General features: G+C 26.8%; 13 protein-coding genes. All 13 read right to left on the bottom strand.

From position 1 onward, the window contains the following. Positions 1–612 precede the first annotated feature (612 nt). Positions 613–798 carry a hypothetical protein gene (locus R3342_RS13430; RefSeq protein ID WP_318940877.1) on the bottom strand — a complete coding sequence of 62 codons (186 nt, stop codon included), beginning with the start codon at positions 796–798 and terminating at the stop codon, positions 613–615. A 186-nt stretch (positions 799–984) separates the two neighbouring features. Next, positions 985–1809 carry a hypothetical protein gene (locus tag R3342_RS13425; RefSeq protein ID WP_318940876.1) on the bottom strand — a complete coding sequence of 275 codons (825 nt, stop codon included), beginning with the start codon at positions 1807–1809 and terminating at the stop codon, positions 985–987. Between the two features lie 146 nt (positions 1810–1955). After that, positions 1956–2909, bottom strand: a complete 954-nt coding sequence (locus tag R3342_RS13420; protein WP_318940875.1) for an RDD family protein — start codon at positions 2907–2909, stop codon at positions 1956–1958. A 211-nt stretch (positions 2910–3120) separates the two neighbouring features. Continuing rightward, positions 3121–3573, bottom strand: coding sequence for a hypothetical protein (locus R3342_RS13415; RefSeq protein WP_318940874.1), 453 nt, complete (start codon positions 3571–3573; stop codon positions 3121–3123). Positions 3574–3742: 169 nt separating this feature from the next. Continuing rightward, positions 3743–4807, bottom strand: a complete 1065-nt coding sequence (locus R3342_RS13410) for a TlpA disulfide reductase family protein (protein ID WP_318940873.1) — start codon at positions 4805–4807, stop codon at positions 3743–3745. Between the two features lie 298 nt (positions 4808–5105). Continuing rightward, positions 5106–5561, bottom strand: a complete 456-nt coding sequence (locus R3342_RS13405) for a hypothetical protein (protein WP_318940872.1) — start codon at positions 5559–5561, stop codon at positions 5106–5108. 196 nt (positions 5562–5757) lie between these two features. Next, entirely contained in the window at positions 5758–6318 is a 561-nt protein-coding gene (locus tag R3342_RS13400; protein ID WP_318940871.1) for a hypothetical protein, read from the bottom strand. A 174-nt stretch (positions 6319–6492) separates the two neighbouring features. Next, positions 6493–7257 (bottom strand): hypothetical protein, encoded by a 765-nt coding sequence (locus tag R3342_RS13395; RefSeq protein WP_318940870.1) that lies wholly within the window; start codon positions 7255–7257, stop codon positions 6493–6495. Between the two features lie 152 nt (positions 7258–7409). Next, complete coding sequence (locus R3342_RS13390; RefSeq protein WP_318940869.1) at positions 7410–7841, bottom strand: hypothetical protein; 432 nt, start codon at positions 7839–7841, stop codon at positions 7410–7412. 146 nt (positions 7842–7987) lie between these two features. Further along, positions 7988–9070 (bottom strand): TlpA disulfide reductase family protein, encoded by a 1083-nt coding sequence (locus tag R3342_RS13385; RefSeq protein WP_318940868.1) that lies wholly within the window; start codon positions 9068–9070, stop codon positions 7988–7990. Positions 9071–9219: 149 nt separating this feature from the next. Then, positions 9220–10083: a hypothetical protein gene (locus R3342_RS13380; protein ID WP_318940867.1), complete on the bottom strand. Its 864-nt coding sequence runs from the start codon at positions 10081–10083 to the stop codon at positions 9220–9222. A 213-nt stretch (positions 10084–10296) separates the two neighbouring features. Beyond that, positions 10297–10764 carry a hypothetical protein gene (locus R3342_RS13375; protein WP_318940866.1) on the bottom strand — a complete coding sequence of 156 codons (468 nt, stop codon included), beginning with the start codon at positions 10762–10764 and terminating at the stop codon, positions 10297–10299. A 242-nt stretch (positions 10765–11006) separates the two neighbouring features. Next, complete coding sequence (locus tag R3342_RS13370; protein WP_318940865.1) at positions 11007–11492, bottom strand: hypothetical protein; 486 nt, start codon at positions 11490–11492, stop codon at positions 11007–11009. Positions 11493–11646 lie beyond the last annotated feature (154 nt).

Below are 11646 nucleotides of genomic sequence, written 5' to 3'. Positions count from 1 at the left end.
TTTCAATTCAGATTTAGTCAACGTAACTTCTTGTGCAGAAGATGTTAAATGCATTCCAATAATTAGTCCAATTAAGATTAAGTTCTTTTTCATTTTATCAATTTTAAATTTAGTTTTTATTACTCAATATAACGCACAACGGTATTTTATAAGATTTGTGCGACTGGAAAATCGGAGATTTTCGGACGTTGCAAATCGTTAGTTGAATGTTTGTCAGTTCGTTATTTAGTTTAAATGTAAACATAAATTTTATGAGGTGTTACCAAATTTAGTGACACGTTCTGTTTAGCATTGAATTTTTATATTATCTGAGGTTTGTCTGTTTTAGTATTTTCTATATCAACTTTTAAATTTTGCGTTTCAATTATCACTTTCATTTAGCTAAATCGATTGTTTTACTCTGTTTTGTTATAATTTTTCATTTCACTTGTATTCGTTTTCTATATATTTTCCGTTTCGGCTCTTAAATCTGTTCATTTCATTACTCAAAATTTAACCGATTAAATTCTCAATTCGGAAAAGTAGAAATCAATCTGAAATTTGTCTACTTTGGCAGATTTTCTATTTTTTAATTAATTCAGTGTGATTCATTGTTCAAAATCGGTTAAGAAATTAACGATAAATAATATAAAGTGCCACAGCTATAATTGATATTAAACCAAATCCAAGCTTAATATTAAATCGTTTATTTTCAGGTTTTTTATCACTTTCCAAAAAATTAAAAAAAGGTTCTCTATTTCCTCTGAAGGATTCATAAATGTATCTTATTAATGCTCCAATAAATCTAGGTATAATCATAATCAATTATTTTTATTATTCTGCAATAGTTCGTTTCGGAGCTATTTTTGGTAACGGTTTTTTATAAGATTTGTGCGACTGAGAAATCGGAGATTTTTCGGTTGTAGCAAATCGTTAGTTGAATGTTTGTCGGTTTGTACTATATCAAAAGTGAGCATAAATTTTATGAGTTGTTAGCACAAGTTTTTATAATTGATATTTCCATTTCTTATTTATTTCATCAAATTCTATCACTAAATGTCTGACATAAGAAACAGGTATTTTTGTTTTATCTTGTCTTTTAATCTCCCATTTTTTTACTTTTTTAACTAATTTTATAGCATCTCTTTCGAATTTCGTTAAAGGCTTTTGTTTTTTTATTTCAAATGCAGTTGCAAGATTGAAAATTGGATCAGATTTGAGTTTGTATTTTTTAAAAGTAGTAACTTTTTTAAGTTTTCCTTTATTATCGATAAACAAAACTAACCAAGAATAAGGATCTTTATAATGTTTGTTTTTTCCTGACTTTAAAATAGAATCTATATTAGAAATTGGATTTGGTCTATTAAATCCAAGCTCAAATTCATAAATGTAGTTTTCAGGTTTAAAGGAATTCCCATTATCTAACACTTTTTGTTCACTATCGGAAATTTCCCAAGAGTCTAATGGCTTTGAGTTAGAACAATAATATCCGAAAGTTAATTTCCCTTTCCATTTTGATGCATAAACAAGCCATTTTTCACCATTATCTACATCCCAATCACAAGATGAATATACTCCAGTATACTTTCCTTCTGAAACAAATGTGAATTCTAATGTTTTAAGATTCTCACAGTTTTTGTAATTTTTTAAAATATCAAAAGTCACTGTGTAAGTCAAAGAATCATTTGCGTATGTTTTTGAAATAATCTTTCCAATAAAAACATACTTTGAAGATTGAAATTCAAGAATAGGTTTGGGAGTGTCACAGCTACAAGCAAATATTTTTCCTATAATAAAAAATAGAATTAGTATGCTCAATTGCTTTTTCATAATTTGTGCTAACGGGATTTTATAAGATTTGTGCGACAGAAAATCCGCAGGATTTTCCGAAGTAACAAATCGGATTGTTAAAATAAATGTTTGTCAATTTTGTTACTAATTTAAGCATAAATTTTATGAGGTGTTGTACACTGTTTTTAATCTATTAGTTTTTTCCAATCAGCAGGATTTTTTCTAATTGTATAACTTTTGAATTTCTTGGCGATTCCTAGATTAAATCCACTATTAACAGTAACAGATATAATATCCAAAGAATCAATATTGGTTTCATTTTTCAATATAATATCAACTCCTTTTTTTACAATACTCATATCTTCAACATCTGATATTCTATTAGGAATTTTTGCTAATGTTAAGGAAACATTATAACTTTTTGTGGTAGATTTTTTTTCACCATAAAAAGTACTCAAGTTTTTTGACACACTTGCATTAATCACGCCATTTATATCCTGCAATTTCTTAGAGATTGTCATAAGAGTTTTATATTGTGTAATTGCTATTCGATAATTGTAAAATGAGAAACCGATTAAAAAGAAAGTTAAAATATAAAAAATATATACTGATAGTTTTTTCACCTTTGGCATTGGAAAATATTCTTCTTGTCTAACTGTTGAAATTACATATGTTCCTGCAAGTATATCATGTAATGATTGCCTATTCCCTTTATTAAAAATGTAAAAAACTATTACTCCTATTATTAATAAAGTTAGAACTATTTTGATTAGTAAATCTAAAAAAGAACTATATTCAATTCCAGGAACTTTAATATTTACAGTAAAATAAGGTACTATTAAAATTAGAGACCTATATAAAGATTGAGCTAAACTAATAAAATTCCCATTTTTATCAACGACCTCAACATTAACTAATTTTTTACCTATTGTTTGACCTTTAAATATTTTTGAATTAAAAATTGTAAAATAGAACAATGTAATAATCATTCCAAAAAGTAACGCATAATTACCAATACTTGATAAATAACTTTCAAAACCAATTCCAAATATGTATCCAATTATACTTAAAATGACTAAATCAATAAGAAAGGCGCTAACTCTAGACCAGAAAGAAGGTATCTTCATGTTTGTATCCATTTTCAATTTTTAAGTTTGTTTATTATTTTAATTATTAATTTCTCTCAACGTGAAGTGTATTCAAAAATAGTGTACAACGTATTGGTGTATAATTTCGTTGCGTGTTTCAGCAACTAAATTAGCAAATACAAACCGAATAGAAAATCCGAGAGGATTTTCGTAAGTAGACGAGTACTAGCAATGAATTATACACGGTGTTGTGTGGCGTTATTTATCTTTTTTCTGCATATTTAAACTTGTCAAAATTTTTCGGAAACTCATTTGTCAATTCTAATTTATTTGACGTAATAGTTGGTTTGATTTTAATAACTTTAGTTTCGTTATCAATTTCAACTTCGTGTTCACTTCTCATATTCACAACGTCAATATGCAAAACTTTAAAATGATGTTTTCCGTTTTTAAGGTTTATAATTACATATTCACTTGGTCTAATTTGTCCAAGAGGTTTATTGTCAAGCCAAATATTCAATCGAGCAGTATTGTCCATTTTGTGCAAAATATTCGCACCATTATAAATCAGAACATTTCCATTCCCCAAATCATTCAGTTCAACATTTTCAATGTTAGTTTTTATAAATGTATATTCAGATGTAATTGACTTTAATGCGCAAGAAGTCAACAATATAAAACTTAATGATACGATTATTATTCTGATGTTTTTCATTTTAATGTTTGTTTGGGTTTAATGACACACAACGAGTTTTTATATGATTTGTGCGTTAGGAAAATCGGAGATTTTTCGAACGTAGCAAATCGGTTTGTTAGAATTATTGTCGTTTTGTACTAAATCAAATTTAAGCATAAATTTTATGAGGTGTTGCAAGTAGTTATATCTAATGTTTTTCTAAAAGTAATTCTAATTCTACTAATGGAACATTCTTTTTTATAATAATTCCTTGTTTGTTCAAAAGAAAATTTGTTGGAAAAGAATTGACACCTAAAGGAGAAGAAGAAGTTCCTGTTTCATCTAAAAAGTTCGGCCAAAGAATATTATTTTTCTTTAAAACCTTTAACCAATTATTAATGTTCTTAGTTTTATCGGTGGAAATACTTATGAGTTTTAATTTGTTTGGGTACTTTGTATATAATTCTTTCAATTTTGGAAATTGAGCAATACAAGGTCCACAATGACTAAACCAAAAATCTATAAGTGTATATTGTGTGTGTGAAATTTCATTAATATTTAATTCAAATCCTTTTAATTCTTTATTTTTCAATTCCATGATAGGGAAATGAGAGCCAACGTTTAATGCTTTAGCTCTAAACATAAAATTTTCAAGAATTTTTGCCTCATCTGTTTGTTTTATGTTGGATGAAAGATTGTTATATGCATTTTCAAGTTCTTTATTATAACCTTCATACATTTGAGAATGAGCAATTTCCCAAAATGCCACATATGAATTTGGATGATTTTTTGAAAATTTAGATAATATTAAATTAAATTCATTGGATAATTTATTACGTGCTTCAATTGCATATTTTTCAAAATCAACTTTCGAATCAGCAACATTTTTCATCAAATCCCAATCTGATTTAAATTTCAGTAATAAAGGAGTTCTTTTTTGTTCTAAAATCTTTTCTTCTTCATTAATTTTTGAATTTTTTCTAATAATAATAGGATTTACATTGAAATATAAACTATCAATTATTATTTGTTGATTTTGAGGTTCAAGAATAAACCTATTAGTTCTCGTTTTCTCAGTTTCAATATAAAATGGCAAAGGGAAAGTATGTTTTTTGCTAAATTTAAACTCAAATTTACCATTTACAACCTGTGCACTATCCTTAATAAAATCACCTAAATAATATTCTTTTTTAACTGCTCTTTGTAAATATATTTTCCCGCTGTAATTTTTTATTTTTCCAGAGATTCTATAATATTCTGAATTTTGATTCATTTTTATAAATGAAAAAAGTGATATTACTACTATTAAAATTAAAAGTAATAGGGCTATTTTCTTATAATTTAGGAACATATTTTAATTTGTATTATATAAACTTTATATTTTTTTAACAGCAACTTTATATCTATTTCAAAAGCGTTATTTCATAATTGCTTGCAACGGGCTTTTATAAGATTTATGCGACTGGAAAATCGGAGATTTTTTGGACGTAGCAAATCGGTTTGTTAAAATTATTGTTTGTCAATTTTTGTACTAATGTAAGCATAAATTTTATGAGTTGTTGTAACACGTTTTATTTTATCAGAGTCTCAACATTAACTGTCTCCTCAATTCCGAGTTTTGGTATCAACGCGTGATAAGTCACATTAGGAGCAACATTTGTCAAATCAGTATTAAAAGTTACCAATAATTCTAACTTTTTTGTAACACAATCTCGTGTCAAAACATAATCAATTGACACTAAACCGTTATTTAAACCTTGTTTACCAATAATCAAGTCATAAGAATTAAAATCAATAACCGGAATACAACTACCTGTTACTAAATTGTCAAATTTAGATTGATTTCTGATAATAACATAGTCATTTGATAATTGAATATCCATTTGCGAAGCAGTATTCGAGCAATTATATTTGTTCTCAAGGCTAAAAGTTGGTAAAATCTCATTTTGACAATTGTTTTCTTTATTGCAAGAATTGAATGTTAGAGTAATAATAAAAATGACTAAAAAATGTTGTTTAGTTTTCATAGCTATCAATTTAGTTAATTATTTGTATGTTTTTGAGGATAGTCACAATGTGTTACAACGTGTTTTTATATGATTTGTGCGACTGGAAAATCGGAGATTTTTCGGTTGTAGCAAATCGTTTGTTGAATGTTTATCAGTTCGTTATTTATTTCAAATGTAAGCATAAATTATATGAGGTGTTGGGCAATCGTTTTATTTAAAAATCATATCCAATTTTAAATCCTAAATCCATAATTGCTCCTTTTTCGTTTTCTAAATATTCAGAATTTCTATATGAAACTCCATATCCTAAACCAATTCTAAATTCATAGTTGAATTTTTCTGCAAAATTTCTTCTAAATCCCCACGTTGGAATTATAGATAATGTATTATAAATTTCTAAATTGTCATAGTTAGAAATCTCAAACCAATTTGGAGAATACTTAATATTCAGTGAATAAAAATTAGCTCCGTTATTTTTAATGTTTTTATTCTTGCGGACTCTTTTTTCAAGATTGTAATACCATTTTGGTTCAATAGATAATTCGGGATATAATATAAAACCAGTTTTATCATAAAGTGAACCTCCAAATATTCCTGCATTTAATCCAAGTTGGCTCCTCAAAGCAATTTTATCAGATAACCTTGTTTCATTATAAATTTCAGTTCCAAAAAATCCAATTTGAATTCCTGTAACCGATTTTTCAATTGTTGAATTTTGAGCAAATGAAAAGTTCATAATTCCTAAAAGAAGAATACTCATAAATGTTTTTTTCATAGTTTAATTTTTTTGTGTGTGTTTTCGTTCGTAATGTTGCCCAACGTGTTTTTATAAGATTTGTGCGACTGGAAAATCGAAGATTTTTCGGTTGTAGCAAATCGTTAGTTGAATGTTTGTCGTTTGTACTAGTTCAAATTTAAGCATAAATTTTATGAGTTGTTGGCAATAGTTTTATTCATATCTTCCATACCAATTCCAAGATTCTCCATTGTTCTTAATATTATATTTTCCATAATTAGCAGAATTGTTTTTGTAAACTCTGAAATATTTCATTTCTGGGAATATTTTTAAAATCTGTTTGATAGAATCAATTTTTTTATTTGATACATTTTTGTCAATTATTAGGTTGAAATACATGAATTTATCTTCACTCTTTTCTCTCATTGCTTTTTCTGAAAAAACTAATAGAGCTAAATTCCTTAAATCACTTTTCTGATTAAAATTCCTACTATCACTTTTAATTGAAAGTTTTTCATTTTTGTAACCAATGTATAAATTTATTCCTAAATTCATAGAATCGTTTTTTATTAGTTTAAAATCAGCTTCAGGTAACTCAATTTGCAAATTAATTTTTCTCAAATAATGTTCCCAATAATCTGATACTCTGAAAAGAGTTGGAATTACGAACTCTTTATCATTTTTATTTTTTATTTGGAGTGAGTCATTATTCAATTTATAGTCAAGAGAATAGTATTCTCTATAACCTTTTATTTTTTTTGGAAAGTGCAATTTAATTTTTGATTTATCAGCTTTCCAAGTTCCTTTTCTTTTCAAATAATATTCATATGCAACAACGGAATCTTTATAAAAAGTAATATCAGTAAATTCTCCTGATGGATAATTATTCCAATTTCCAATGAGTTTTTGTTCATACTCATTTTTCGAACAACTTGAAATGAAAAATGCTAAAATAAATATTGTAAAAATCTTTTTCATCTAATTATTGCCAACGGATTTGAATATGGCAAGTGCGAGTTTGAAGTCGAACTTTTCATAGCTTATTATTTTTGATTTAAAAATACTAAAATTTTTCTATTTATTACAATTTAGCAATTTGCTATATGCGGTGTTACCCACTTTTTTCTTAATTACCGATAACAAATCAATTTTATTCGGTCTTTGTTCGTGTCAAGAACAAATTGCCCCACATTTTCTATTAATTCTTGAATTTTTATTAAGTTTTGCTCCTTTAAAGGCTCAGTTCCGACAGTTTTTGGAAAAATCAGATATTCAATTTCTTTGAAGGTCAACCAACCGCCAAGCGAATTATGTCCCTCAAATCCGTTTTGCCAATAATCAAATCCGTATGTAGTGTCTTCTTCAAGATAAAGTTCGCCTATTTGTTCGTTTTGAACTTTCTTAAATTCAATTTTTTCAATCCAACTTGAACCGTCAACAAGTCTATCTATTAAACGAACCCATTTTGAATTTGACATAAGATGTTCCGAGAATCGAACTATTGATTTTTCAATCTCTCTATCAATTTGTTGGTCATATCTTTTTGCTTTTTTCGTTCTCATTTTAATTGTGGGTAACGAATTTTTATAAGATTTGTGCGTTTGGAAAATCGGAGATTTTACGGACGCTGCAAATCGATTTGTTAGAATTATTGTCGTTTTGTATTAAATCAAATTTAAGCATAAATTTTATGAGGTGTTACCACATGTTATTTTTCTAATTGCTCAGTTAAAAATTTACTCAGTTTATTAGGTTTAATATTTCTCTTAATAATTTTACCATTTTCATCTAGTAAAATATTGTAGGGGATACTCGTTAATAAAAACTTTTCTGAACTTACTTTTAGAGAGTCTATTACTTGAATCCAATCTAAATCATCCTCTTTAATTGCTGTTTTCCAATTTTCATCGTTATTATCAATAGATATTCCTAAGATTTCAAAATTTTTGTCTTTAAATTTGCTATATACTTTTTTTAGCCCTGGATTAGTTTGTCTACAAGGAATGCACCAAGAAGCCCAAAACTCAAGAAGTAAATATTTTCCTTTAAGCTGGAAGTTGTCAATTATTTCACCATTCTGGTTTGGGAATGAAATTCTCGGAGAAATTTGCCCAATATCTAAAAGAGTTCTTCTTTTTATAATATTTTCAATTCTGTTCAAATCTTTTTTTGCTTGATAACTTGTATCTAACAAATGAAATAGACTTTGAATTTGTTTACTGTTTAAATAGTCATTAGTATTATTAAATTCTAAGAGAAATTCTCCACTTAATGCTAGTTTTGGATTTTGACTTATAAAATCATGTAAGTTTTTATAAAGGATTTTAGTTTTTGCACTATCATTATTTTCTTTATAAAACTGATTCATATTTCTTTCAAAGTTGATTTTGAGTTCTTGGGTTTTTGAACCTGAAATACTAACTAGTTTTAAGAACTCAGTTAACTCACCTCTAAAATCTGCTTTTTCATAATCTAATGAAATAAATATTTTACTATTTTCAAGCATAAATGATGCTAAACCCATCATTCTTTTAGATTTTGGAGAGGATGGATAAAGAGAGACTTCAATGGGCTCTTTAACATCTCCATTGAATAAAAATTTATTATTTTTAATTAAGGCACTATCAATTTTATCATCGAACTTTAAATAAATGTATTCTTTAAAATCACCTTTAATTTCTCCATTTATTGTAAAACCAATATTCTCATTTTTTTTGCAATTAATTAGGAGTATGAAAAGAATAAGAATTAACAGAGAATTCAAAATTTTCTTTAGTGTTTTATTTTTCATCAGCAATATGTGGTAACGGATTTTTATAAGATTTGTGCGTTTGGAAAATCGGAGATTTTTCGGACGTTGCAAATCGTTAGTTGAATGTTTGTCGGTTTGTTATTTAGTTTAAATGTAAGCATAAATTTTATGAGGTGTTGGGCGTAGTTTTATAAATCTTTATCTATTACAATCAACATTAATCCTTCCAATGTATATCTTCTATAAAATTTCATAAATGCCATAAATCCAACAAATGAAATGAACATTAAAAGTATAAGAATCAAAATTTTGAAATAATCAATTTCATTGTTAAAATTTATTGACTTGATAATATATATTAAATAAATCCAAGATAAAAAATTGAAAATCAATGATAAATTTCTCAAGAAACCATACAAGGCAACATAATTTACCATTCTAAATTGATGTTCTTTACAGTTTTCAAATGCATAATGGGAGACAACTCTGTGGAAATCGTGTTCTCTTGCATTAAAATTTTCAATCACTTTCTTATTATTCAGTTCAAGTTTTTTAATTAGTCGATTGACCTTAAATTTTATTGATTTAATTAAAAACTCGTCCAAGTTACTTTGATAATATTTTCTCAATCCAAAAATATTACCAAGTATTAAATCTAAAAGTGAAGTTGGTAAAATAATCAAGGCAATTACAAATCGCCCAAAATTATTATTAATATTTTTTTTGAAATTGTTTTTTTCTTTTTTCACCCAGTAATTTGCAGTATTGTAGCCAATTAAATATTTTGATGGATATCCATATTTCCAATTTCCAAATTTCTCGATTGTTATAGAAGATAAAAAACTTAATAAATGACCTAAAGAATATGAAAGTACAATAAACATAAATACTCCGTCAAAATTTCTCTTTGATGTAATATCAATAAATTGTTCTAAATTAAATTCTGAATTTGAATTAAAATATTCAATAATCAGATATGAATAAATCAATAAAGCTCCTGGAATTAAATATCCTAAAAAATCATATAAAGAAAATGGATTCTGTTTTGTCATCTTTTTCGTATTACGCCCAACGTTGACAATAAAAATCTGTGCGTTTTAGTAAAAATAAAGGTTGCGGTTGATTTCATAGCCAAACTAATTTTGGTTGCAATTTAGTAATTTTTAATATCTAGCCAAACTGAGTTTGGCGGGTTTAACAAATACGTAAACTGCTTAAATATATTGGTTTGCAGCATTGTTTTTATTGTGTGTTATAGCCAGTTATTAATCCACGATTGTTAAAATCCATTTTTTCTTAAGCTTTTTTGGAGTATTCTTTTGTCCAAAATGTATTGAATAAGTAAACAATGATGCTGAACTAATTAGTCCAACTGCTTTTAATCCTGATGAGAGTTCAGTGCTTCCTAATGAATAACCCAATATACATCCACTTACTGCCGCCAATCCGATACTATAAATAGCAGTTCCTTTCTTTCTTAGTCCAATCGCTTTAATGTTGTGTATTGGAATCATATCATTGTTAATTTTTAATGTCGAGTCTGAGATTGTATTTAAATCGCCTGTTCTTATGGCTGATTTTCCATTAATAAAATATCCAACTCGTGTTCCTTCCTTTATTAGTATTTCCTTGCCATTATTTTTGTTTGTCAATTTTAAAGTATTTTGACTTAAAGAAATGAATGATCCACAAAATAGAAATAATGCTAAAATTAAAATTCTTGTTCTTGTCATATTTTTAATTACTAAATCGTTTGTTTATGTTGAATTATATTTGAAAAATATTGTAAAATAAAAAATTAATTTATCATTGAAATTGCTAATTGGCTATAACGTTTATGTATAAGGAAAGTTGCGTGTTTGTGTGCGAGGATTTTCCGAAGGAAAATCAGAAGCTAGCAAACGAGCAACCAACTTTGGATTAGCTAAAACTAGCAATTTTTTTTATACGGTGTTAGCATACGTTTTTTTATTTCTTATGGAACTACGTCAAATTTTGTCGTTCCGTTTTTGTTGAATATTTTAGTCATTATTTCTGTTCCGATTTCAGTCGCTTTGTGTTTATCCGCATTTAATTCAAGTTTATAAACAGGTGCTTCTTTTAATTCAGAGTAATGAGGTTTGTTTCCGTAAGTCGTTTTGATTAAACTAAAATTATTCCTATCCGCAAAACTTGTAAACTTTTCAACATAAGGTTTTTGGTCGTTTGTCATAACCTCAAATTCAATGTTTATTTTCCCATTATCATCAGTAAAATAAATACAATCAATTCCGTCAGATGTTATTCCGAAAAATTCATATTCCAATTTTCCATCTAACAATTGTGTCATAACAGATTCCAATTCCGCAAGTTGAATTTGTTTAGCAACTTGTATAATTGGATTATTTCCGTTTTTATTTTTTGTGACAAAATATATAATTCCGATTACTACTAAAATTCCAATTATTATTCCTGTTTTCATTCGTTTTTCGATTTTTTGTATTATACTGATATAGGTTGACCATTTTTTTGTTAATATTCGTTTTCTTAAATAGTCAAATACTGTAAATTTTGTTTATTCCTTCGATAACATTTATAGTCTATATTTTGATTTAAATGCACGTGATTTGGTGTTA

Origin of the sequence: Lutibacter sp. (genome assembly GCF_033723435.1) — a bacterium.
In the GTDB taxonomy this organism is placed as follows: domain Bacteria; phylum Bacteroidota; class Bacteroidia; order Flavobacteriales; family Flavobacteriaceae; genus Lutibacter.
This window is presented reverse-complemented; position numbering and strand designations above follow the sequence as displayed.

Bases quoted from the DNA above. Each gene is read 5' to 3' on its own strand.
- R3342_RS13375 (WP_318940866.1), bottom strand. From the start codon at position 10,764: ATGACAAGAACAAGAATTTTAATTTTAGCATTATTTCTATTTTGTGGA.
- R3342_RS13420 (WP_318940875.1), bottom strand. From the start codon at position 2,909: ATGGATACAAACATGAAGATACCTTCTTTCTGGTCTAGAGTTAGCGCC.
- R3342_RS13405 (WP_318940872.1), bottom strand. From the start codon at position 5,561: ATGAAAACTAAACAACATTTTTTAGTCATTTTTATTATTACTCTAACA.
- R3342_RS13390 (WP_318940869.1), bottom strand. From the start codon at position 7,841: ATGAGAACGAAAAAAGCAAAAAGATATGACCAACAAATTGATAGAGAG.
- R3342_RS13395 (WP_318940870.1), bottom strand. From the start codon at position 7,257: ATGAAAAAGATTTTTACAATATTTATTTTAGCATTTTTCATTTCAAGT.
- R3342_RS13380 (WP_318940867.1), bottom strand. From the start codon at position 10,083: ATGACAAAACAGAATCCATTTTCTTTATATGATTTTTTAGGATATTTA.
- R3342_RS13415 (WP_318940874.1), bottom strand. From the start codon at position 3,573: ATGAAAAACATCAGAATAATAATCGTATCATTAAGTTTTATATTGTTG.
- R3342_RS13400 (WP_318940871.1), bottom strand. From the start codon at position 6,318: ATGAAAAAAACATTTATGAGTATTCTTCTTTTAGGAATTATGAACTTT.
- R3342_RS13430 (WP_318940877.1), bottom strand. From the start codon at position 798: ATGATTATACCTAGATTTATTGGAGCATTAATAAGATACATTTATGAA.
- R3342_RS13410 (WP_318940873.1), bottom strand. From the start codon at position 4,807: ATGAATCAAAATTCAGAATATTATAGAATCTCTGGAAAAATAAAAAAT.
- R3342_RS13425 (WP_318940876.1), bottom strand. From the start codon at position 1,809: ATGAAAAAGCAATTGAGCATACTAATTCTATTTTTTATTATAGGAAAA.
- R3342_RS13385 (WP_318940868.1), bottom strand. From the start codon at position 9,070: ATGAAAAATAAAACACTAAAGAAAATTTTGAATTCTCTGTTAATTCTT.
- R3342_RS13370 (WP_318940865.1), bottom strand. From the start codon at position 11,492: ATGAAAACAGGAATAATAATTGGAATTTTAGTAGTAATCGGAATTATA.